General features: G+C 41.9%; 19 protein-coding genes. 14 read left to right on the plus strand and 5 right to left on the minus strand.

From position 1 onward, the window contains the following. Positions 1 to 115: 115 nt before the first annotated feature. Together GUY17_RS20150 and GUY17_RS20155 are read right to left on the minus strand one after the other, a co-directional pair. The gene (locus tag GUY17_RS20150) at positions 116 to 1,558 is read right to left on the minus strand and encodes a sigma-54-dependent Fis family transcriptional regulator (RefSeq protein ID WP_162024141.1); all 1,443 of its coding nucleotides are present in this window, start codon (positions 1,556 to 1,558) and stop codon (positions 116 to 118) included. Between the two features lie 176 nt (positions 1,559 to 1,734). Further along, the gene (locus GUY17_RS20155) at positions 1,735 to 2,373 is read right to left on the minus strand and encodes a paraquat-inducible protein A (RefSeq protein WP_162024142.1); all 639 of its coding nucleotides are present in this window, start codon (positions 2,371 to 2,373) and stop codon (positions 1,735 to 1,737) included. A gap of 154 nt (positions 2,374 to 2,527) precedes the next feature. Between GUY17_RS20155 and GUY17_RS20160 the strand changes: the two genes are divergently transcribed. Genes GUY17_RS20160 through GUY17_RS20175 form a run of 4 tightly spaced genes read left to right on the plus strand, consistent with a single transcriptional unit; the run spans position 2,528 to position 6,805 of the window. Next, positions 2,528 to 3,199: a methylamine utilization protein gene (locus tag GUY17_RS20160; RefSeq protein ID WP_162024143.1), complete on the plus strand. Its 672-nt coding sequence runs from the start codon at positions 2,528 to 2,530 to the stop codon at positions 3,197 to 3,199. Between the two features lies 1 nt (position 3,200). Further along, entirely contained in the window at positions 3,201 to 5,516 is a 2,316-nt protein-coding gene (locus GUY17_RS20165) for a bifunctional diguanylate cyclase/phosphodiesterase (RefSeq protein ID WP_162024144.1), read from the plus strand. Positions 5,517 to 5,531: 15 nt separating this feature from the next. Continuing rightward, the gene (locus GUY17_RS20170; protein ID WP_162024145.1) at positions 5,532 to 6,374 is read left to right on the plus strand and encodes a DUF3034 family protein; all 843 of its coding nucleotides are present in this window, start codon (positions 5,532 to 5,534) and stop codon (positions 6,372 to 6,374) included. Then, the gene (locus GUY17_RS20175; RefSeq protein ID WP_101088583.1) at positions 6,374 to 6,805 is read left to right on the plus strand and encodes a group 1 truncated hemoglobin; all 432 of its coding nucleotides are present in this window, start codon (positions 6,374 to 6,376) and stop codon (positions 6,803 to 6,805) included. Before GUY17_RS20170 ends, GUY17_RS20175 begins: the two co-directional genes overlap by 1 nt. Before the next feature lie 28 nt (positions 6,806 to 6,833). On the opposite strand, the gene GUY17_RS20180 is transcribed toward GUY17_RS20175, so the two are convergent. Further along, complete coding sequence (locus GUY17_RS20180) at positions 6,834 to 8,027, minus strand: HD-GYP domain-containing protein (protein ID WP_101088584.1); 1,194 nt, start codon at positions 8,025 to 8,027, stop codon at positions 6,834 to 6,836. Positions 8,028 to 8,345: 318 nt separating this feature from the next. On the opposite strand from GUY17_RS20180, the gene GUY17_RS20185 reads away from it, so the two are divergent. After that, positions 8,346 to 9,728, plus strand: a complete 1,383-nt coding sequence (locus GUY17_RS20185) for an isochorismate synthase MenF (protein ID WP_162024146.1) — start codon at positions 8,346 to 8,348, stop codon at positions 9,726 to 9,728. Positions 9,729 to 10,034: 306 nt separating this feature from the next. After that, the gene (locus GUY17_RS20190; RefSeq protein WP_162024147.1) at positions 10,035 to 10,715 is read left to right on the plus strand and encodes a 7-cyano-7-deazaguanine/7-aminomethyl-7-deazaguanine transporter; all 681 of its coding nucleotides are present in this window, start codon (positions 10,035 to 10,037) and stop codon (positions 10,713 to 10,715) included. A 714-nt stretch (positions 10,716 to 11,429) separates the two neighbouring features. Here the strand turns inward: GUY17_RS20190 and GUY17_RS20195 are convergent. Both GUY17_RS20195 and GUY17_RS20200 read right to left on the minus strand, forming a co-directional pair. Continuing rightward, positions 11,430 to 13,520 carry a HAMP domain-containing sensor histidine kinase gene (locus tag GUY17_RS20195; protein WP_162024430.1) on the minus strand — a complete coding sequence of 697 codons (2,091 nt, stop codon included), beginning with the start codon at positions 13,518 to 13,520 and terminating at the stop codon, positions 11,430 to 11,432. 56 nt (positions 13,521 to 13,576) lie between these two features. Beyond that, a complete protein-coding gene (locus tag GUY17_RS20200) occupies positions 13,577 to 14,965 on the minus strand; it encodes a sigma-54 dependent transcriptional regulator (protein WP_162024148.1) in 1,389 nt (462 codons plus the stop codon). Positions 14,966 to 15,258: 293 nt separating this feature from the next. On the opposite strand from GUY17_RS20200, the gene GUY17_RS20205 reads away from it, so the two are divergent. The 8 genes from GUY17_RS20205 (at position 15,259) to mutM (ending at position 22,332) form a co-directional block, all read left to right on the plus strand. Beyond that, positions 15,259 to 16,083, plus strand: coding sequence for a substrate-binding domain-containing protein (locus tag GUY17_RS20205; RefSeq protein ID WP_162024149.1), 825 nt, complete (start codon positions 15,259 to 15,261; stop codon positions 16,081 to 16,083). Further along, positions 16,080 to 16,787 (plus strand): ABC transporter permease, encoded by a 708-nt coding sequence (locus GUY17_RS20210; RefSeq protein WP_101088589.1) that lies wholly within the window; start codon positions 16,080 to 16,082, stop codon positions 16,785 to 16,787. The genes GUY17_RS20205 and GUY17_RS20210 overlap by 4 nt, the downstream gene beginning before the upstream one ends. A gap of 1 nt (position 16,788) precedes the next feature. Continuing rightward, positions 16,789 to 17,538: an energy-coupling factor ABC transporter ATP-binding protein gene (locus tag GUY17_RS20215; RefSeq protein ID WP_101088590.1), complete on the plus strand. Its 750-nt coding sequence runs from the start codon at positions 16,789 to 16,791 to the stop codon at positions 17,536 to 17,538. Next, positions 17,522 to 18,112 (plus strand): molybdenum cofactor guanylyltransferase MobA, encoded by a 591-nt coding sequence (gene mobA / locus GUY17_RS20220; RefSeq protein WP_162024150.1) that lies wholly within the window; start codon positions 17,522 to 17,524, stop codon positions 18,110 to 18,112. The genes GUY17_RS20215 and mobA overlap by 17 nt, the downstream gene beginning before the upstream one ends. 17 nt (positions 18,113 to 18,129) lie before the next feature. Then, positions 18,130 to 19,947 carry a bifunctional molybdopterin-guanine dinucleotide biosynthesis adaptor protein MobB/molybdopterin molybdotransferase MoeA gene (locus tag GUY17_RS20225; RefSeq protein WP_162024151.1) on the plus strand — a complete coding sequence of 606 codons (1,818 nt, stop codon included), beginning with the start codon at positions 18,130 to 18,132 and terminating at the stop codon, positions 19,945 to 19,947. 8 nt (positions 19,948 to 19,955) lie between these two features. Beyond that, complete coding sequence (gene moaA / locus GUY17_RS20230) at positions 19,956 to 20,942, plus strand: GTP 3',8-cyclase MoaA (RefSeq protein WP_162024152.1); 987 nt, start codon at positions 19,956 to 19,958, stop codon at positions 20,940 to 20,942. A gap of 106 nt (positions 20,943 to 21,048) precedes the next feature. Continuing rightward, positions 21,049 to 21,507 (plus strand): hypothetical protein, encoded by a 459-nt coding sequence (locus GUY17_RS20235; RefSeq protein ID WP_162024153.1) that lies wholly within the window; start codon positions 21,049 to 21,051, stop codon positions 21,505 to 21,507. 9 nt (positions 21,508 to 21,516) lie between these two features. After that, positions 21,517 to 22,332 (plus strand): bifunctional DNA-formamidopyrimidine glycosylase/DNA-(apurinic or apyrimidinic site) lyase, encoded by an 816-nt coding sequence (gene mutM, locus GUY17_RS20240; protein WP_101088594.1) that lies wholly within the window; start codon positions 21,517 to 21,519, stop codon positions 22,330 to 22,332. Positions 22,333 to 22,427: the final 95 nt, after the last annotated feature.

Consider the following 22,427-nt stretch of genomic DNA (forward strand, 5'->3'; position numbering starts at 1 on the left):
ATATAATTGTAATTATTTGATTTAAAAAGATTAAAATAAAATACTTATAGAATAATGTCACGATATATCACTTTTTACACGATATATCGCGACCTAATAAAACCAATCATCAAAATTAACGTGTAATGGCTAACTTTTTCATTCGAGATCGTAAGGTACTCGCCGGCATATCTAGCATTGCAGCAGCACCAAACGGGCCAGAAATACGCCAGTGGCTAGCATTTAATACCGCAATAATATGTGCGGCTTCGGCTTGTGCCATGGTTAACGTGCTGGTAGCTAACGGTGTGGCAACCGCTACAGGTAAAGTATTAAACAGTAAATGGCCACTTTGCGATAAAATCATTTCTCGCTCGATTAGGTTTTGCAACTCACGCACGTTACCAGGCCAAGCATATTGCTGTAAGTTCTTCAGCCCTTTAGCACTCACCTTAGTAATTTTTTTACCGAGTTTTTTACTCAGTGATGCGACTAAATCACTGACTAATTGCGGAATATCTTCGCGGCGCTCTCGTAACGGCGGCACGGTAATTGGAAATACGTTCAAGCGGTAATATAAGTCCATGCGAAACAAGCCTTGCTCTACTCGCGCGGTTAAATCGTGATGGGTGGCAGCCACTAAGCGAATATTGACCTTAATGGTTTCACTACTGCCAACGCGCTCGAAGCTTTGCTCTTGAATCACCCGTAACAATTTAGATTGTGCCGATAAACTCAGTTCGGCAATTTCATCTAAAAATAAGGTGCCATTATTGGCCAATTCAAATCTGCCTTTGCGTCGTGCTGTAGCACCAGTAAATGCGCCTTTTTCATGACCAAACAGCTCACTTTCCAGCAATGCGGTCGAAAATGCGGCGCAGTTAACACTCACCATCGGCTGGTCTTTACGATGACTTAGCCTGTGTAAGTTACGCGCAACTAACTCTTTGCCGGTGCCGTTTTCACCGCAAATGAGTACGGTACTGTCGGTATTAGCGACCAAGTGGATCTGTTGCATGAGTTGATTGATAGGTTGGCTGTTACCCGATATTCCTGACGCGCCTTGCTGACCTTGTAGCTCAGTGAGTAAGTATTGATTTTCTGATGCTAACCGTTCTGACAAAGCCTGCACTTGCGCTAATGCTTGTCTCAATGATTGCTCGGTATGTTTTTGCATGCTTACATCACGAAATATCGCGATAACACCGACGAGTTGTTGCTGATCATATACTGGGGTTGAGCTGTAATACACCGGAAAGCTGCTGCCATCTTTGCGCCAAAATACATCTTCGTTCACTTGCCGAGGAATAGCATCTTGTAAGGTGCGATAAATGGGGCAGTCATGTTGAGGATAATGACTACCATCTGCATGACTATGATGATGGCAGTCGTGAATATTTCGGCCAATTAATTCGGCACTTTTCCAGCCTGTCATTTGCTCTGCTGCGGGGTTAATGAACACCGCATTACCGGCTAAATCAAAACCATACACGCCCTCTGTCATGGCATTAAGCAACAGAGTATTTTTAGGCAAAAAATGATCGGAGCCAATATATTCAGGGGTTGTAGAGTCAGTCATAGCCAATCTTAAGGTTACTAGTACATAGACTCATTATAACCATTGTAAAACATAAGTCGCGAAATATCGCGACTTCGATGGTTCATCAAAATAATAAGCTGATTTAGGCCCTTTTTACATTAACGTTGAATCTCAATGTTGTCAGCTCACAAGTCTAGCGGCCTCGACTGTCTATATTAGCGAGCGGTATTCTGCGACCTTTGCGTTTGTGTCATATCGACCATCATCTGGCTAGCAATTGAAAAAATACAGTAACCTAAAAAATAATAGAAACCGATTTCAAACTGAGATTGAGTCTTAAGCATGTCGCCCATTCCAGCTGACGCATTACCTGCCATGTAAGTCACAATAATTGCGACCACAAACACATCGGCCATAGACCATTTGCCGATACCACTGATCATTTTGCTCAATCTTTGCTTAATTAAGGGCGGCACTGGCAGTAGTAATATGAGCATGGTGATTAACTTAACGGCAGGGATCACAATACTGAATAACCCGACCAACATGGCAACGACGAAATGATGTGATTGGTATAGTGCTGAAATGGTATCAATGATACTGCGGCTATTACGAAAAACCTCCACTTCGCCTTCTAGCGTATCTAGCCCCAACATACTGGCGGCAATATCCAATATTCCACGGGTATTAGCACGAGAGTCTTCCGTTAAATCTTGGATTAACATATCCTTACCCGTATTCACTAACTGCGACTTTTCAATGGTGCCTGTTATCGTTAACATCGGTTCTGTCACGCCGGGAATAAGCAGGATTAACGATATCAGTACTAAACTGATGGATACATACATTTTCATGAACACCTCGTTTGCTGATGTATACCGAAACAAATAGTCGCATTAAGCTGTGATGATGCTGTATTTTGATTCTTGTAGGTTATGATGCCATATTACGTAGACCATTAACCACTACGCGGCACTCTTGCTACACTCTTAATAATGAGGCCAATACATGCCAATAAATCCATTTACGACATGTTTGTTGTGTTTAACGTATTTTTTTTCAGCGGCAGTGACTGCGGCTACTTTGACGATTAATGTTACCGATGCGCAAGGCGTGATGCTAAGCGATAGCGTGGTAGAGTTAATTTCTATGTCACCATCTAATACAACGCCATCGACCTTAGCGCCTTACCAAATGCGCCAACAAAATCGAGTATTCTCACCTTTTGTATTGGCAGTGCCGCAAGGTGCCAAGGTTGATTTTCCTAATTTAGATCGCACTCGGCACCATGTTTATTCTTTTTCTGAAGCCAAACAATTTGAGTTAAAATTGTATGTAGGCACAACTGAAGACCCGATTACATTTGATAAACCTGGTTTAGTTGCCATAGGCTGCAATATTCATGATTACATGCAGGCCTTTATTTATGTGGCCAGCAGTCCTTATTTTTCAGTGAGTGATACACAAGGTAAACTCCAATTAACAGATTTACCTGCAGGCGAATACCAGGTCAACATTTGGCATCCTTGGCAAATAACGGCAACACCTTCATCTTTGGTCATTGTAAGCAATGACGATAATCAGTTAACGTTTAGCATTGATGTTGAACACCAAGATAAACCATCGTCGCCACCTAGCGGCTTTGGTAGTTACCCTCAAGCAAGCGATGTCACGGGATAGCATGCCTACTAGTTTTCGCAACCGACTGATAATAGCTTTCCTATTAATACTGACCTTAATGCAGTTAACCACTGCCTTGTTTGTATTAAGCGCAACTCAGCGAGATTTTCGCCAACAGCAAACTCAAAACCTTAATATTGGTTCCAATATTTTTGTCGAAATGTTATCGAACCGAAGCGATCAGCTAAATCAAAGTTTGTCGTTACTCAGTGCGGACTTTGGTTTTAAACGCGCCGTTGCCACTGGCGAGCAAGATACAATATCGTCAGTGTTAGCCAACCATGGCAGGCGCATTAATGCTGACGCTGCTATTTTATTATCTCCACAGGGAAAACTACTGTCATCAAGCTTGCAAGGGCTCACTGCAGCTAATGTAGATGAGTTATTTGCATTAACCAAGAATCGCTCAACCACGTTCGAAATTTTCAATTATGACCACAGTAGTTACCAATTTGTGTTGCAACCCGTCAAAGCGCCAACATTAATAGCTTGGGTCGGCATGGGCTTCACTATGGACAAGAATGTCGCAGACCAAGCCAAAACCATTACCGGAATTGATATCAGTTTTATCAACCAGTCCGCTGGCAGAATAGAAATTGTCTCGACCCTAGCCCAAGCTCAACAACAAGATGTTTTAGCGCGTATTAACCTATTAGCAAAAACAGTGGATAAGGTCAGTGATGACATACCATCAAACTACTTATCGACCACCATTGCGTTAAATAAAAATAGTGGCCATCAGTGGGCGGTACTGCATCAATCAAATGTTAAGTGGCAGCAAAATTACGATGCCCTGCGCAATAACATGTTAATTATATTCGCGATAACGTGTTTACTGGCGTTTATGATTGCCGCTTGGTTTTCTGGCGGCTTAACGAAACCCATTTATGCATTAGTTAATTTTGCTCGCAAAGTCGGCCAAGGTGAAAACCCTCCGCCGATTAAAGGTGCACCCGCTGAGTTACAAGTATTAGCCAACACCTTATCGATAATGCGTGAAAATATTGAATCGCGCGAAAACGATTTAGTTTATCAATCACAACACGATAACCTCACGGGTTTATATAATCGCTTGGCCGCTAAACAACAACTCAGCCTGCTGCTGAGTAAAATGCATGGCAGTTTAGTGATGATAGACATTAAAAACTTTCGCCATTTAAATAACATCATTGGATTTGCCAATGCCGACGATTTATTGGTGTTGTTTGCCAGCCGTTTAGAAAGCTTATCCCCAACGGCCCAACTAATATCGCGCTTGGATGGCGACTCGTTTTTGTTGCTATTCCAACCGAGTATTCCGCTTGAAAAGCTTGATAACTATCTACGACAATTAACCAATCCATTTTCTATTCAGGGCTCAAAAATAAGTGTCAATGTGCGGGTAGGGATTGTTGATTTATCCAGTGACTATGACTGTAATGATATTGATACTTTAATTCGCCATGCTGAAATTGCATTAAATCAAGCCCGAGTGGAATCCCTAGGCATAGCCACTTATCAACAAGGTGAAGATGAACGCTATTTACGTGAATTAATGATTATCCGTGATTTACCGATTGCCTTAGCACAAGGGCAGTTGCATTTGGTGTTTCAACCTAAAGTGAATATTCAGAGCAATCATTGCCATGGTGCAGAAACCCTGATCCGCTGGCAGCATCCTGAACTGGGGTTTATCCCGCCGGATGAGTTCATTCGTTTAGCGGAAAACTCAGGTAATATCTCGATGATCAGCGACTGGGTATTAAATACTACCATTAAGCAGCTAGCCAAATGGCAGCAACAAGGTATTTCGCTGACGGTGGCGATTAATTTATCTGCCCATGATCTCACTAATCCTCAGCTGCCGTTAGACATTGAACAGTTACTGATTAGCAATAATTTACCGATTAACGCTCTGTCGATAGAGGTGACCGAAGGTGCTGTGATGAAAGATGCACAAACGGTGATTGCTGTTTTACAGCAGTTTAGAAATATCGGCTTAGCCATTGCCATCGACGACTTTGGTACCGGGCACTCTTCATTAGCTTACTTAAAGTTACTGCCCGTTAATGAAGTGAAGATTGATCGCAGTTTTATTAAAGATATTCATACCGATGCAACTGATTTAATGATTGTGGATAGCAGCATTCGATTAATTAAAGGGCTTAATTTATCCGTCGTGGCTGAAGGGGTAGAATCTGAAGAAGGCATCAATATTTTGCGCGAACTTAATTGCGATATAATTCAAGGTTATGTGTATTCAAAACCGCTTAACGCAGATGATTTTATTATGTGGTTCCAGCAATTTAATCAATCTAACAATCAGCCCCCCTGTTAAGGATACGCTACGTTAATGTATCAACTAATGTGCATTCTATTATCGGTGCTATTAAGCCTCATCAGTGCTTCTGCTCACGCTGAGACAAGTAAAGTAATCGCTACTGGTGGCGCCACAACTATTGAGGGTAGTGCCGGTGGAGGAATAGTGTCTTGGGCAGTCATTAATGGCTATGCAAGCTCAGACCAATGGTCTTTCACAGCAATGAATACTGCAGTCTATGTTGACGATTTTACATTACATTCTATTGGCGCATCCTTAAGCATTGATAACCGCTTTGAACTCAGTATTGCTAAGCAAACTTTTGATCTAGACACCCTAGGCGGCAAACTGGGCCAAGATATTGTTGGGGTAAAATACAAACTAGCCGGTGAAGTGCTATACACCGCCATGCCACAAATTAGCTTAGGGCTACAATATAAACGGGTGGACGACTTTGCATTACCGCAAGCTGTTGGGGCAAGGGATGACTGGGGAGTTGATATCTATTTAGCTGCCAGTAAAGTCTATTTTGATGCCATTGCTGGCCGTAATCTGGTGACTAACTTAACCCTCAGAGCAACCAAAGCTAACCAAACTGGTTTGCTTGGTTTTGGTACTGCGACGAACAACGATTACCAACTGCAAGCTGAAGCCTCTATTGCGGTGTTATTAACCGATAATATTGCACTGGGTTATGAATACAAACAAAAGCCTGATCAACTTGGTTTTGCAGAAGAAAATGATTGGCAGGATATTTTTATGGCTTGGTTTGTTAATAAACACCTTTCTGTTGTAGGCGCTTATGTTGATTTAGGCAGCATTGCCGGATTTGAGCAACAGCAAGGGTGGTATTTATCTGTAGAGGGAACGCTGTAATGGTTAATATTATTAAACATCATATCGTCGTTTTGGGCGCATTGTTATTCCTGTCTGTTGCCTGTGCAAGCCAACCCACAACTCTATATCAGCAACTGGGAGGAGATAAAGGCGTCAGTATGATTACCGATGACTTTCTAGCCCATTTATCCCAAGACAAACGCATTCTGCATCATTTTGAACAAACTGATATTCAGATTTTCCGCCAACGGCTTATTGAGCATTTATGTGTAATCAGTGGCGGTGAATGCGTGTACCAAGGTGCATCCATGTTTGATGCACATATTGGATTACACATTAGCCAAGCTGACTTTGATGCCGTTGTGGGTCATTTAATCGAAGCACTTAAACAACAGCATATCCCACTAGCAACCCGCAATGCATTACTGGCTAAATTAGCACCACTGTATCAAGATATTATCGAACATTAGTTGTGCAACCGTTTATGATGATAACCGATTAGTAAAACTGGCTGGGATCGACATCAAGCATACTTGGTGATACGCCACGTTCAATATGCAATTCCGATTTAAGCAAATCAACCATAGTCACTTCAGTGTAGCGCTTATGTTTAATCGAATAAAAACACTTAACAATAGGATGCAACGCATCACGCCCTTTAGAGTCCCATACTATTCCGACTCGTTCATCCGATAGCTGCACCAATGAACCGACTGGATATATTCCCACACAGCGAATGAACTCATAAACAAGCTTTTGATCAAGATGAAATGGGGTCAAGCTTATCAGAATTTTAAACGCTGCCGCCGGGCTCATGGCTTCTTTGTAGCAACGCGAAGCAGTTAATGCATCAAAAATATCAACAATACAGCTCATACGCCCATGTTGAGGAATTTGTTCATCTTTTAAACCATTAGGGTAACCACGGCCATCGAGTTTTTCATGATGCATTAAGCACACATCTTTACTCACTTGCGATAAGCCTTTTGTTTCATTCATGATTTCAATTGCATAAAACTGATGCAATTTCATGTGCTCAAATTCTTCTGGGGTTAGCTTACCTGGTTTGTGCAAAATTTCGTTATCGACCTGGATTTTGCCAATATCATGCAAAATCCCCCCCACAGCCATCTGCTTTAGCAGTTCACGATCAAGCTTAAGATGTTTACCAAAAGTCACCAATAAAAAGGCAACATTAATAGAATGTTCAAGCAAATAAGCATCTTTGGTACGCAGTGCAGAAATACACTTAAATGCATCCGCATCGTCCATAACAGACTCAATCATTTTGTCGGCGACATCTTCAAATTGACTGACTTCAATGGCTTTACCGCTGAAGGTTTCCGACATCACTTTTTGAATTAAGCCTTTTGCTTCAGCAAGTAGCTTTTTTGCCTGCACTTGTTGACCATCTCGAGTGACAGTCGCTTTACGTACCAATAAACTGCTAGCAGAGCTCGATTTACCTGCTGTTTTTAGCCCGCAAGTATCTGAAGATCGATCAACATCAACCCACACAAGCAGAATGTTATTTTTTTTCAGCTTTAAAATTGCATCACGATGTTTGATTTGTCCGGGATTACGAATAGCCACCTTACTTTGCTGATGATCTATTGCCGTCACAAACATGCCTAAAGCAAGTTTATCGATGGGGATTTTAATGACATTGCTTGATTCCACAGAATCATTCATTGTAACAATTACTCCGAAAGAGAACTTTAATAACGGGATCTAGCTCACATAATACTAGCTATATTTTGAACTACTTTAGCTCGTTCGCCTACTTTTTTTAGGGAAATATTACCGCATGGTCACATTCCGGTTCACGATCTTTGTAAAAAGCCTCAACGAGAAACAATCAAGCTGTTGTTGATGATATTGAGCAACTTGCTGCCGCATCATTTACAGTACAAAGATGCTGGTAAAGAGTACGCTATATTAGCAATTCAGATCACACGCTTTCATCTTGCCAATTGACACAATTTAATAGGTTTATTAACGTTAACTCTTATGTTGTTATACGAGAGGTATAGATTGGCTGGTCACTTTTTTTCATCACAATTTAGCGAGTTAATTACTAAGCTCGAACAACTTCGCAACGTGCCGATCTGTGACCCTATCGTGCAGTTATCTGTAGAGACTGCTGCGCTGCCATTAATATCTTGGTTAAGCGCTCAAACCTTATACCCAAAAATCTATTGGCACGGCCGCGATAGAAACGAAGATGTCGCCGCCATCGGCTCGTGCAAGACGTTTTATTTTGCCGACCAAGTTGACGACAATGCCCTAGCGCAAATTTATCAACAACAACGCAATAAAACCAATCATCAAGATATCCGTTATTATGGCGGTTTAGCGTTTGATCGCACCGTAGAGTGTTGGCCTGAATTTGGCCGTGCGCACTTTATATTACCCAGAATTGAATTACGCCGTAGCGGTAATCACGTTAGAGTATTAGTGAATCTTAATTTTGAAAATGGTGAGCCTGAAGACGAAATACAATCTGCCCTTAATGCTATCGCAATGGTGCAAAAGCCACGTCCTTTGTCGCCGCCAAATAAACTCACATTAATGGGTCGGAGTGATTTACCTAATTTTTCACGTTGGAAAGAGTTAGTAGAACAAGTCACTCAAGCAAATTTTATCAACTCAACACCTAAAGTCGTATTATCACGCCACAGCCAAATAGATGTAGATGACAATATTGACCCGTGGACAGTACTAGCATGTTGGCAAGGCCGTAATCCGAATAGTTTTCAATTTGGATTCCAATTTAGCCCTGAACGCGCATTTATTTCTTGCTCACCAGAACGATTATATTTACGTCGCCAACAGGAACTGTTTACCGAAGCATTAGCAGGAACAACTGTCCGAGGGCTCAATCCAGAAGAAGATAATGTACTGGCACAGGCATTATTAGATGACATTAAAAATAGCCATGAAAATCAGTTGGTCAGAAAACATATTGTCGATGTGCTCACACCGTTAAGCCAATATGTAGGTGCTGATGAGCAACCTAAAATTTTCAAGCTTAATCATATTCAACATTTGCACCGTGCTATTCGAGCGCAGTTAAAGCCAGGTGTTAATGATTTTGAATTACTACGCGCACTGCACCCAACTCCCGCCGTAGGTGGATTGCCACGCGAGGCTGCACTGAACTTTATTCGCCAGCGTGAAGGTTATGCAAGAGGTTGGTATGCTGGAGCTTGTGGTTATTTAAATCATCATGAATCAGAGTTTTCAGTCGCAATTAGAAGTGCACTGATAGAGCCGAGAAGAATCAATTTATTTGCTGGCGCAGGCATTGTTGCAGGCTCAGATCCTGAGGCTGAATGGCAAGAACTGGAAAATAAGTTAGCCACAGTTTTGTCTATTTTAATCGACTTTTAATCTTCCTCAGCGAACTAAAACCAATAGCGTTATCCTCGACGAAATCTTTCGCTTGTGCAAAGCACATGCTATTATCCCGCCCCCGCGTTTGCCAACACCTTGGTATTGCCTTCAATATGGCCTAACTAATGGATGTGTGTAACGTAAACTCGGCCAATAAACTACAATAATAATAATCTCTATAACAGACGTAAGCTTATCTGTTTAACGGCGGCTAAATAGCCTCGTTAGCATAAGTACTTACTGCTAACTAAATTCATAGCGGGTTCCCTCACCCCGCGCTAACCCAATTAAAAAGGCCACAATATGTTGACGTTAACCCAGGCGAAATATCGCCGAGCACTGATGCTATTAGTCAGTTTTCATATCTTAATTATTTGCGCAAGCAACTACCTTGTCCAACTGCCATTTCAGCTATTTAGCTACCACACCACTTGGGGTGCTTTTAGTTTTCCATTTGTATATCTAGCGACTGATTTAACCGTGAGAGTTTTTGGTCAGCAAGCCGCTAGAGGCATTATCCTCAAAGCCATGATACCGGCACTTGTCGTGTCGTATTTAGTCGGCGTATTGTTTCATCAAGGTCAATTGCAAGCGTTTAGCGCTTTAGCTGAGTGGAATAGTTTTGTATTTCGTATCGCTTTTGCCAGCTTTGTGGCTTACTTAATTGGTCAGCTCATGGATATCACTGTATTTGCAAAATTACGTCAGGCCAAAGCTTGGTGGGTCGCACCTGCTGCATCAACATTAATTGGTAACTTAGTTGATACCTTAGTGTTTTTCAGTGTAGCGTTTTATGCCTCAAACGATGCGTTTATGGCAACACACTGGCCAGAAATAGCCACGGTGGATTACGCCTTTAAGCTGATAGTGAGCCTAGGTTTGTTTTTGCCCGCTTATGGTGTGTTACTAAAAGTGCTGCAAGACAAGATTCTACTTAATAACAGCAACGATAATGACAACGTTGTTATCCAAGTAAGTAAGTGAGCATCATAGTATTTGCGTAAACGTTTAATCTAGATGATAGGTTTAATTTAGATAATAGGTTTAATTTAGATAACAGGTTTATTTAAATGATTGCTTGATTTACATAAGCAGTTAATCAATAAAAGCGACTGTCGGCTTAATTAATTATGCCGACAGTAAGCGACATTGATGCGGCGTTTACAATGTTTTCGACAGCTGGGATGACGACATTCCGTTCTAATTCTCACCTGAGGCTATATAACTAAATAGTGTAGATTAAAGCGGATTTACACAGAACTTCACTCTATATCTCTGCGCAGTAGCTCTAGTAAGGCTAATAGTATATTCCGACAGCACAAACCCATTTGCCATTACGCTAAACAACGCTGAAATCCACATAAAAATAGTTTCATTTAATAAACCCATCTAAATATAATGGCAAAAGGCTAATAGAGAAAATATTTTCCTTATTAATCAATGGCTAACCTAATAATTTTAAGAAGTTATATATAAAAATGAAATTTATGACGATAAACACTTGCAAATACAAATGAGAATGATTATTATTAACTTGCGTTCCAAAGCTCGGTTTGCTAAATAGAGACTTCATCACCTTTAATTAGTCTGCAGAGTTCGCAAGCACGACATTGCTCACACACTCTTTGTGGCCGGGTTAATCACCCGGCTTTTTTTTGCCTGTTTTTTGTCTATTTCTTGCCTATTTAGTAAAGTATTTTACTGTGTACTGTCACCAAAATGTAGGCCTTCATAAGGCCCAAGCTGCTGATCATCTTTGGCTTTATGGTAAAGCCCAATGGTAAATATAGTGCCAGTGCCTACCGTCGAATTCACTTCGATCATTCCGCCAAGTCGTTTAATAATCCCATAACTCAGAGATAACCCTAAACCAGTACCATCTTTACGGGTGGTATAAAATGGATCAAAGATACGACTCAAATCTTGTTTCGAAATCCCCATCCCTTCATCTTCAACTTCAATTTTTACCCCAATAGCGATTCCGTCTTCTAGCCAGTCGTAGGTTCGTAGCCAAATCCGTCCTTTATTCTCAATCGCATGGGCAGCATTAACCATTAAGTTAATCAGCACTTGTAATAGCTGAGGTCGATTGACTTCTACTGAACCTGTAGCCGTAAACTCCTTGATCAACTTCACTTCTTGTTGCTCAATAGAGTGACGCGCTAATAACAGCATTTCTTCAACGATTGGCGTCACAGGTTGTAATGTTATCGGCGCATTAAATTCACCAGGACGGCTATATTGCAGCAGGCTACGGATGATAGTCGTTATCCTACCGACTTGTTGAATAACCAATTCAATTTCTTCTTCGACTATCGCTGCATTGTCACCCAGCTCATATTTTAATAGCTCCATGTTCCCCAAGATAACAGCAGTAGGATTATTAATTTCGTGGGCAATACCGGCAATCAGTTCGCCCAGTGCGGTGAGTTTTTCGTTAGTCACTAATTGCTGTCTGGTGGCATGCAACAACGCAACATTACGTTCGAGCTCTTCTGTTTTATCTTGCAAGCTGCGGGTACGTTGTTCTACTTTTATTTCCAACTGCTCTGCTGCCGCTTGAATTTGAGTATTACGTCGCTGCAACTGATCTAACATTCGGTCAAATTGCTCGGCCAAATGCGCCAACTCGTTATCACCGTTGATGTCTAATTTACCAATTCTGACATTTCGACCAGACTGTACTGCGGTAACAACTTGGTGAATATATTCAATAGGTTGAAGTAAACTATTAGCAGCGCGATAAACTAAAAACCCTGAAATCAATAACACGAAAACTAAAATAGTGCCGAGCTCGATAATATTGAGTAAATAATTATGTAAAAAAGGTGACTCAGAGAAGCCCGCATACACCATCCCAACCCTTTTGCCACGAACATCGAGTAAAGGTAGATAACCCGAGATATACCAATCATTAAGTACAAAGGCACGATTTATCCACGTTTGACCTTCTATCAGTACTTGCTGATAAACCTCATCAGACACTAAGGTCCCCATGGCTCTATTGGATTTATTGCTGTCTTTTGGAAACAACTCCATAGGCACGTTGGTACTAATGCGAATATTATCCAAAAAAAGGGTTACGGTACCGATTGAACGTTCAGGCAAAGTGCCTTTGCCGTATACTAAGTCACGAATATTATCGACTATGTCGGTATTGTGGTTAAACAACATCCCACCATCTAAATACCAAAATACATTTCCCGACTGATCGGCTATTGGCAGTAGCGTTCGACTTAATAAACCTCGGGTTTCCATGGTTTGTTTAGGGTTTTTAGCATGTAATGTCGGGATCAATGTAATTTGAGCTTGTTTTGCTAAACCTGAGTGAATTCTTTCGAGACGTTTGGCTGGCAATACCATTAAACCCGAAAAAACCTTCTGTTTGGTTTGATGTAACATCAAACGTAAATCAGGATCTCCAGCGGCATCGGCAACACTAATTAAACGTAAAAAGTCTAACCCTAACTCTTTTTTCTGTTGTGCCAAAAGAATATTTAATGCACTTATCGCACTTGGATTAGGTTGTTGCTCACTGTGTTTTATTAGCCTAAATGCATGTTGAAAATCCCATGATTCACTTATCGAGTCGAGCTTGTCTTGTTGGCGTTCCTGTACTTGCACTAAGGTACTATTAGCGACAACCAAGTCAGCTTTTACCTTCATGAACAATTGCTTACCTGTGTATATGACATTCCAGTAAATGGTAATAAATACTAAGCTAATTAAGGTTAATAAGATGGGTAATGATGTCAAAAACAAAATCCGATAACGCACTTTGGCTTGCATTTGCAGCCAACTAATACCGAAAATTCGTGTAAAAACACCAGTAGAATGCACCACTATTATTCTTCCTCAAGGCCTTGTTTTTCATGGGTTAGCCAATCTTTAAATTTTCTATCTAATGTTTTTCGTGACACGCCTAAATCTCGCGCTGCAGCAGATTTATTACCACTATGGCTATCGACCACTTTGGTCACATGTTGTTTTTCAACTTCTTTTAATGGCCAATTTAACGGGTAGCCCATCGCATCATTCACCATAACTGACACTGGTTTTTTCCAATATTCCGCAGGCGGTTTGCCTAATAAGATGCAACGTTCAATCATATTACGCAGTTCACGAATGTTACCGGGCCAATCATGCTGTTGCAGTACTTGTAGGTCTTCGTGACTCCAAATAACATCTTTAATACCCAGCTCTTGTGACAACTGCAAGGTAAAGTAATGAGTCAGCTCAACAACATCTTCTGGCCGAGAGCGCAAAGATGGAATAACAATGTTCAATACATTCAAACGATAAAATAAATCACGTCTGAAACGACCCGCTTCAACTTCATCAATTAATAAACGATTAGTGGCCGCGACAACGCGCACATTAATATCGATTTCTTTTTCACTTCCTACAGGACGAATAGCACGTTGCTCAAGCACTCTGAGTAAAGCGGTTTGCATGTTCATCGGCATTTCGCCAATTTCGTCCAAAAATATCGTGCCACCAGAGGCATAACTAAATAACCCTTCACGATTACCTTTAGCCCCGGTAAATGCGCCCGCTGTATGGCCAAAGAGTTCACTGGCTAACAATTCAGGGGCGATGGCACCACAGTTTACTGGGACAAATGCACCACTTCGCCCACTCTGTAGATGTAATTGTCTGGCCACCAGCTCTTTACCTGTGCCTGATTCGCCCTCTATTAATACAACTGCGTTAGTCGGTGCGATGCGTTCAATGACCTCTTTCACATCACGGATAGCTTCACTGTTGCCGATAATGGTGGATGACTGTCCGTGCGATAGTTCTCGCCTTAGCATAAAATTTTCACGCTTTAGCAATCGTTTCTCGATACAGCGGTCAACGGCGGTAATCATTTGTTCTAAGTGAAACGGTTTCATAATGAAATCAGAGGCGCCAGCACGTAATGCTTTGATTGCCACATCCATATCAGCATAACCGGTCATAAAAATGATATCTGATTGACGATCTGGATCATCTAGCGCTTCATGCCACTCGATACCTGAACGGTCGGGCAATCGAATATCAACAATCAATAAATCGAAATGGCCATGACTGCGTAACTCTTCTGCTTGGGCTATTGTGGAGGCGGTTTCGACCAAGGCAAACTTTTTTGCCAAGGCTTTCATCAAAAAACTACGCATACCGGGCTCATCATCAACGATAAGAACCGACATAGTGGTCTTGCTTACTGGGGAAATATGTTCATCTGGACTCATAAATGGACTCTTATTTGGACATTTTGTCGCGCTTTTCACCACTGTATCATCGAATTCACATCACTTGGTCACTATGAACCACAGAAAAGTGATCGTGGGACAATTTGTCTAATATAAATTGTTAAAGCTTGGGAGCAAGTTCACAGTTTCGATTTTATGCGTGAACTGTAATTGCATTAACACTGCTTGGCATCTAACTTGCTTATTGCATTAGTAATTAAGCAAAACGGCTTAATGTTTTGTACAAGTTTTCAGTATGAACATCATGATTATTAATATATCAAGGAGCGGCAATGTTAAAACTCAAAGCAAGCGTTAGTATTCTGTTGGCGGCATCGGTACTCAGCGGAGCAATGTTCAGCACAACTGCACTCGCAAATGAAGTGATTAAGTTAGCGACCACGACCAGTACTGAAAACTCAGGATTACTTGGTGCGCTGTTACCTAAATTTGAAGCAGAATCAGGCTATAGTGTACAAGTGATTGCTACGGGTACAGGTAAAGCATTGAAGCTGGCAAGTCAGGGAGATGTTGATGTCGTTATGACTCATGCTCCAGAAGCCGAAGCACAGTTTGTTGCTGACGGTTATGGTATTGAGCCTCGCGGAATTATGGAAAATGATTTTATTGTATTAGGGCCTAAAAATGATCCGGCTGGGCTCAAGTCGAGCAAAGATGCCACTGAAGCATTTAGCAAAATAGCTCATAAGCCAAGTAAATTTATTTCTCGTGGTGATAACTCTGGTACTAATATGAAAGAGTTAGCCATTTGGAAAGATGCGGGCGTTAAACCTGAATTTAGCGGCTATACCTCCGTTGGGCAAGGCATGGGTAAAACCTTATTAATGGCCAATGAGTTTCAGGCTTATACATTAGCGGATCGCGGTACGTTTATTGCTTATAAAGCTAAGCTAGACCTTAATATTAGTTTTGAAGGTGGCGCGGAATTAGCTAACCCTTACCAAATTATTTTGATCAACCCTACAAAATACCCAGACTTGAATCATAAAGGGGCAAGAGCATTAAGCGATTGGTTTATTAGCCCTGCAACGCAAACTATGATCAATAATTATAAAGTGCAAGGAGAGCAATTGTTTAAGGCAACTTATAAAAAATGAGTGACGGCTGGTTAGCCCTATTGCAGCAAGCATTTAGCTTGCTGCTATCTTTTGACCCACATGTGTGGGCAATTATTAACATCTCATTTTCGGTGTCTTTTGCCGCGCTGTTGATCACCATTGTTCCGTCGATGATGTTAGGCTTTATCCTCGCGTTTAGTCATTTCAAAGGCCGCTGGATCGTCACTAACTTAGTGCAAACATTGCAATCCATTCCTACTGTCGTGATTGGTTTATTAGTATATTTATTGTTAACTCGCAATGGTGTCTTAGGCGATTTAAAGTGGCTATTCACCCAAAAAGGAATGATTTTAGGACAGATGTTAATTTGTGCTCCAGTATTAATCGCATTGTCGCAAGCCGCTTTTGCCAGTGTAGATCGTAGAGCGTGGGAAACATCTCGTACATTAGGAGCCTCATGGCTACGCGCGGTTTGGACCTTATGTCGTGAACTGCGGGGCCCCTTACTACTCGCCATTATTGCAGCGTTTAGTCGCATTTTAACTGAAGTAGGTTGCTCGATGATGGTAGGGGGTAATATTATGAATGTTACCCGTAATATTCCCACCGCAATAGCACTTGAAACGAGCAAAGGCGATTTTGCACAAGCTATCGCGCTAGGATTAGTCTTATTGATATTAGCGGTAGTGTTAAACTTCATCTTAGGTTCATTGCGAGGCAAAGCCGTCCCGAGGAGTCATTAAAATGACATTATCACATGACTCAGACACCTCTTTGGCCAGTATTCATGCAACTAACCTACTGGTAACCTTTAATCAGCAGAGACTCTTTAGCGCAACTGATTTACATTTTAGCCAAGGTGATGTCATTTACCTGCAAGGTGACAATGGCTCGGGTAAATCGACCTTAATGAAACTCCTCGCTGGATTAATTAAACCAAACCAAGGCCAGATCACCAGCCAAGGATTTGCGCCTCAAACGTGGTGGCGACCGTCATCTCTTTTAGGTAAAGCGGTTTATTTACATCAACATCCTTATCTTTTTGAAGGCACAGTAAAGTACAACTTAACCTACGCCTTGGATCAGCGGGCTTTAGCGCCTGAACAACGTAAAAAACGGATCCAACAGGCCATTCATATGGCTCAACTCACCGATTTACTGAATCATAATGCTAGTGATCTATCGGGTGGCGAGAGACAACGTCTTGCCATTGCCAGAGCTTGGATTGCGCAACCTAAACTATTAATGCTTGATGAACCGATTTCGAATATGGATAAACACTCACAGCGCTTAGTGCTCGCGATGATTAATCAACTCAAACAAGACGGCACAGGACTGCTAATTAGCAGTCATCAAACTTGTGGCCTGACCGCGTTGTGTCAACAACATTGGCATATAAAGCAACGCACAATTCATACCAGTATTCATGTACCCCAAACAGATGATTTACATGATACCCACACAACGGAATTACATTATGGCACCACAAATTGATGCGGTGATTTTAGCTGGCGGCATGGCAAGACGAATGGGCGGCAATGACAAAGGCTTAGTGGATCTCAATGGCCAAGCGATGATTTGTCATACCATTAATAAGCTGTCGACTCAAGTGGATCAGATCCTGATTAACGCAAATCGAAACCAAGCTCAATATGAGCAATGGGGTTACACCGTTTTCAGCGATCAAGACAGCGGTTATTTAGGCCCTTTAGCTGGAATGGTTACCGCCTTAAAACAGACTCAAGCTGATTATTTACTTGTGGTCCCTTGTGACTGTCCTATGCTGCCAACCGACTTAACCGCAAGGTTATTAGCTGCTTTAGAGCAACAACAAGCCGACCTTGCTGTTGCTAGTGATGGTGAATATGAACAACCCGTAGTGTTATTGCTAAAACCACATCTGGCAGCATCGATGCAGGCTTTTTTAGATGCGGGAGAGCGCAAAATTGATTTTTGGTATCGCCAACATAAAGTGGCAGTAGAAAGTTTTTCTGACCAACCCAATGCATTCGTTAACATTAATACACCAGAACAAAAACAGCAGTTAGCAACGCAAATTGCCAAGTAATTCAGTAGAGGTACTTCATGACAGCATTATTTTCTAATCCATTGTCCATTCCCGTTTTGGGATTTTGTGCATACAGTGGCACAGGTAAAACCACTCTACTTAAACAGCTTATTCCGGCCTTAATTGAACGCGGTTTACGTTTAGCCGTTATTAAGCACGCACATCATAATTTTGATGTTGATGTTCCGGGTAAAGACAGTTTCGAAATGCGCAAAGCTGGGGCAAGGCAAGTATTGGTAGCGTCTCATGTACGCTGGGCATTAATGACTGAAGATCCTGTTGATGACGACCCACAATTACAACATTTACTGCGTCAAATTGAAGCAGACAAAGTCGATATCGTACTGGTAGAAGGCTTTAAAAAACTGGCATTACCTAAAATTGAATTACACCGTGCAGCACATAATAAACCTTTGATTCATATACATGATGACAATATCGTTGCGATTGCCTGTTGTGATGAAACCACAGTACCAGATTCATTAACGCGCTTAGATTTAAACAACGTGGCGCAAATTGCTGATTTTGTACAACACTATCAACAAAATTGGCAGACAGAAGAGGTCAACTTGCCGATTGATGCGAGCAAAGCGACACAAATGGACGATACGGCAAACAGTCAACACGGTATTAGTGTATCCCAAGGCGTTGCGGCGGTATTAAGCCAAGTGACCCCCATTGTGGACACAGAATTAGTCAGTCTTTTCGATATTGATAATCGCGTACTGGCACATGATATTATTTCTGAAATAAACGTACCTCAACAAACTAACTCAGCAATGGACGGTTATGCCTTTGCGTTTAGTAACTTATCTAATAAACCTCTTAAAATCGTGGCAGAAGTATTAGCAGGACATCATTACTCCAATATGCTGCAAGACGGCGAAGCCGTGCGCATTATGACCGGAGCAACAGTGCCAAAAGGCGCTGACACCATTCAGCCACGAGAGCTAGCAAACGAACAAGATAACCTGTTAACCCTTTTTGAACATGAGCACATCGTTAAAGGTCAGCATGTACGTCTAGCAGGTGAAGATATTGCTAGCGGTGACGTCGCTTTAGCGGCAGGAAAACGTTTAGGTGCCGCTGAACTAGGTCTATTAGCATCACTTGGATTTGATCGACTACCTTTATTTAAACGCCCTACCGTCGCGGTATTTTCAACTGGCGATGAAGTCAGCCAACCAGGACAAACACTCAAACCAAACTGCATCTATGACTCAAATCGCTATACCGTATTATCGATGGCTAAAAAGCTCGGTTGTCAGGTTATCGATTTAGGCATTATTGAAGATGATGAACACATACTCACCGCGACGTTACGCAGTGCGGCAGAGCAAGCAGATATCGTCATCAGCTCTGGCGGCGTATCGGTGGGTAATGCTGATTACATTAAAACGGCACTCGCCAATGTGGGCAACACTCAATTTTGGCGAATTAACATGCGACCAGGTCGCCCTCTCGCGGTAGGGAATATTGACCAAAGCCTATTTTTTGGCTTACCGGGAAACCCTGTGGCGGTTATGGTGGCATTTTTACAGTTTGTGCAACCTGCTATCCGTAAATTAGCTGGCGAACTTCACTGGCAACCTCAGTTTATTCCTGCCATTGCACAGCATGCATTACGCAGTAAAACGGGGCGTACTGAATTTTTACGCGGTATTTATGCTATTGGGTCAGATGGCAGAATCAAGGTAAGTACCACGGGTGCGCAAGGGTCTGGCATGCTCAGCTCAATGGTCAGCGCTAATTGTTTAATTGTTATTGGTGATGATACTGCCAGCATACCTGCTGGCGAGTCTGTGTTTATTCAACCCTTTGCTGATTTACTGTAAGTGCTGATATGAGCCAACTTATCGACAGCTTTCAGCGAAAAGTAGATTATTTACGCTTATCGGTAACCGATCGTTGCGATTTTCGCTGTGTATATTGCATGAGTGAAGATCCGACTTTTTTACCTAAATCACATGTTCTTAGTTTGGAAGAATTATCGTGGATAGCCCAAGCTTTTACAGAGCTTGGGGTAAAAAAAATACGCCTCACTGGTGGCGAGCCACTAGTGCGATCCGACTGTGACAAACTGGTCAAATTGTTAAAGCAATTGCCTGGTCTTGAAGAACTCTCTATGACCACTAATGGGTCTCGGTTATCTAAGTTGGCGCAGCCACTGTTTGATAATGGTCTTAGCCGATTGAATATCAGCCTTGATACCTTAAACCCCGATGTGTTTGCGCAGCTAACACGTAACGGTAAACTGGAGCGTGTCATCGCTGGCATTGATGCCGCAATAGCGGCTGGCTTTCGTAACATCAAAATCAATGCGGTCATTCTACGCGGGCAAAACGATCATGAAGTATTAGATTTAGTTGAGTTCTGTCGCCAACGCCAACTCGATATTGCTTTTATTGAAGAAATGCCAATTGGACTCATGGATGATCGCCATCGTCACCGTCATTGCTCAAGTGACGAAATCCGAAACATTATAGAAACGCGCTATCCCTTAATCGCTTCATCTAAACGCACAGGCGGCCCCTCTCGATATGTAAAGATGGCCGACAGCACGATTCGTATCGGATTTATATCGCCACACAGCAATGACTTTTGTCATGAATGTAATCGCGTAAGAGTGACTGTTGAAGGGCAATTACTCTTGTGCTTAGGTAATGACAATGCCATTGATTTAAAATCAATTGTGCGACAATTCCCCGCCGATATTGAACGCCTTAAACAAGCCATTACCGATGGAATGCAATACAAGCCGCAATCTCACCACTTTAACCTCAACGCTGCGCCACAAATATTACGCTTTATGAATGCCACTGGCGGCTAATTGTTTTTGCTATCGTCAATGGTACACTTATGCCATGATTTGCCACTTCAAACTTGCGCGTTACATTACCAGTTTGAGATATTTTTTATCCACATTAAGGTGATTTATGGCTCTGTCACGTAAAAGTTGGAACTATATTATTATTGGTGCCAGTGTATTTATGATTGCGGTGTTGTCTTTTATCAATGACAAAACCGCCAATGTCCCGGATGATACCGTGCCTTTATTTGACCTGCAGCTGCCGTTGAAACAATTACAACTTGATGGTATTTGGTTAAGTCAACAAGACGGACAGTGGCAGTGTCATTCGCAGGTGCTCAATTGTCAGCAATGGGCTTTATCATGGCAAAATATTAGTGTATCACCATTAAAAAATCAGCCGGAACATAGCCTTAAAGAGCAAACACTGTCTATTGCTATCGATAATATGCAAACAACACAATTATGGCGCTACTTTCCAAATGAAGGCTTGTTACAATCGTCCAGTCAAAATTGGTATCTAGTACCGCCGAGTTTACGGGCCGGGTTACAACCTATATTAACCATACCTCCTCAACCAAAATAATGAGTCATTATGCCTGAATTACCAGAAGTTGAAGTAACCCGCCTAGGGATCAGTCCATACCTTATTGAACAAACGGTAAGTGAATTGATTGTGCGCAATGCCTCGCTTCGTTGGCCTGTGCCGGCTATTGCTCAAAACATTGTTGGTCAGCGTATTACCAATGTCCGCAGACGAGCGAAATACTTACTCATTGATACCAATGCAGGAATGACAATAGTGCATTTAGGCATGTCAGGTAGCTTACGTATTTTACCGCGCAATACCCCAATCGAAAAACATGACCATATTGATTTAGTACTCGAAAATGGCCGCATGTTGCGATTTAACGATCCACGTCGCTTTGGTGCTTGGTTATGGTATGAATTACCAGAAGAAGCCCATCCACTGCTATCAAAGCTTGGCCCAGAACCACTAAGTCCTCATTTCACGCCATTACAATTACAAGCAGCACTTGCTGGCAAGAAAAAGGCGATTAAGCTGTGCTTAATGGATAATCACATCGTGGTTGGAGCCGGTAATATTTACGCCAACGAAGCTTTATTTGCTGCCGGGATCCACCCCGAAGCCGCGGCAGGAAGCATTGATTTAGAACGGTTAACGATTCTTGTCAGTGAAGTTAAACAAATTTTGGCACACGCCATTGAACAAGGCGGAACAACATTAAAAGACTTTACTAATGCAGACGGTAAGCCAGGTTATTTTGCCCAAAAGCTGCATGTTTATGGCCGTGGCGGCAAAACCTGTACAGCCTGTGGCAATTTATTAAGTGAGATAAAACTGGGCCAACGTACCACGGTTTTTTGTGGTTTATGCCAACAGCGTTAGTCGGATAAATAACGCCTAAATCGCATGTCAATTTACACATAAAAAAGGGAGCCATTGGGCTCCCTCATATCATCAACCTCAACTCGGGTTAATCA

Origin of the sequence: Shewanella sp. Arc9-LZ, from assembly GCF_010092445.1 — a bacterium.
GTDB lineage: Bacteria > Pseudomonadota > Gammaproteobacteria > Enterobacterales > Shewanellaceae > Shewanella.

What these genes read in the sequence shown, in the direction of transcription:
- GUY17_RS20160 (WP_162024143.1), top strand. Translation starts at nt 2,528, where the DNA reads ATGCCAATAAATCCATTTACGACATGTTTGTTGTGTTTAACGTATTTT.
- mobA (WP_162024150.1), top strand. Translation starts at nt 17,522, where the DNA reads ATGGCACCACAAATTGATGCGGTGATTTTAGCTGGCGGCATGGCAAGA.
- GUY17_RS20225 (WP_162024151.1), top strand. Translation starts at nt 18,130, where the DNA reads ATGACAGCATTATTTTCTAATCCATTGTCCATTCCCGTTTTGGGATTT.
- GUY17_RS20195 (WP_162024430.1), bottom strand. Translation starts at nt 13,520, where the DNA reads ATGCAAGCCAAAGTGCGTTATCGGATTTTGTTTTTGACATCATTACCC.
- GUY17_RS20170 (WP_162024145.1), top strand. Translation starts at nt 5,532, where the DNA reads ATGTATCAACTAATGTGCATTCTATTATCGGTGCTATTAAGCCTCATC.
- GUY17_RS20205 (WP_162024149.1), top strand. Translation starts at nt 15,259, where the DNA reads ATGTTAAAACTCAAAGCAAGCGTTAGTATTCTGTTGGCGGCATCGGTA.
- GUY17_RS20215 (WP_101088590.1), top strand. Translation starts at nt 16,789, where the DNA reads ATGACATTATCACATGACTCAGACACCTCTTTGGCCAGTATTCATGCA.
- GUY17_RS20185 (WP_162024146.1), top strand. Translation starts at nt 8,346, where the DNA reads ATGTTGTTATACGAGAGGTATAGATTGGCTGGTCACTTTTTTTCATCA.
- GUY17_RS20180 (WP_101088584.1), bottom strand. Translation starts at nt 8,027, where the DNA reads ATGAATGATTCTGTGGAATCAAGCAATGTCATTAAAATCCCCATCGAT.
- moaA (WP_162024152.1), top strand. Translation starts at nt 19,956, where the DNA reads ATGAGCCAACTTATCGACAGCTTTCAGCGAAAAGTAGATTATTTACGC.
- GUY17_RS20235 (WP_162024153.1), top strand. Translation starts at nt 21,049, where the DNA reads ATGGCTCTGTCACGTAAAAGTTGGAACTATATTATTATTGGTGCCAGT.
- mutM (WP_101088594.1), top strand. Translation starts at nt 21,517, where the DNA reads ATGCCTGAATTACCAGAAGTTGAAGTAACCCGCCTAGGGATCAGTCCA.
- GUY17_RS20155 (WP_162024142.1), bottom strand. Translation starts at nt 2,373, where the DNA reads ATGAAAATGTATGTATCCATCAGTTTAGTACTGATATCGTTAATCCTG.
- GUY17_RS20190 (WP_162024147.1), top strand. Translation starts at nt 10,035, where the DNA reads ATGTTGACGTTAACCCAGGCGAAATATCGCCGAGCACTGATGCTATTA.
- GUY17_RS20150 (WP_162024141.1), bottom strand. Translation starts at nt 1,558, where the DNA reads ATGACTGACTCTACAACCCCTGAATATATTGGCTCCGATCATTTTTTG.
- GUY17_RS20165 (WP_162024144.1), top strand. Translation starts at nt 3,201, where the DNA reads ATGCCTACTAGTTTTCGCAACCGACTGATAATAGCTTTCCTATTAATA.
- GUY17_RS20175 (WP_101088583.1), top strand. Translation starts at nt 6,374, where the DNA reads ATGGTTAATATTATTAAACATCATATCGTCGTTTTGGGCGCATTGTTA.
- GUY17_RS20200 (WP_162024148.1), bottom strand. Translation starts at nt 14,965, where the DNA reads ATGAGTCCAGATGAACATATTTCCCCAGTAAGCAAGACCACTATGTCG.
- GUY17_RS20210 (WP_101088589.1), top strand. Translation starts at nt 16,080, where the DNA reads ATGAGTGACGGCTGGTTAGCCCTATTGCAGCAAGCATTTAGCTTGCTG.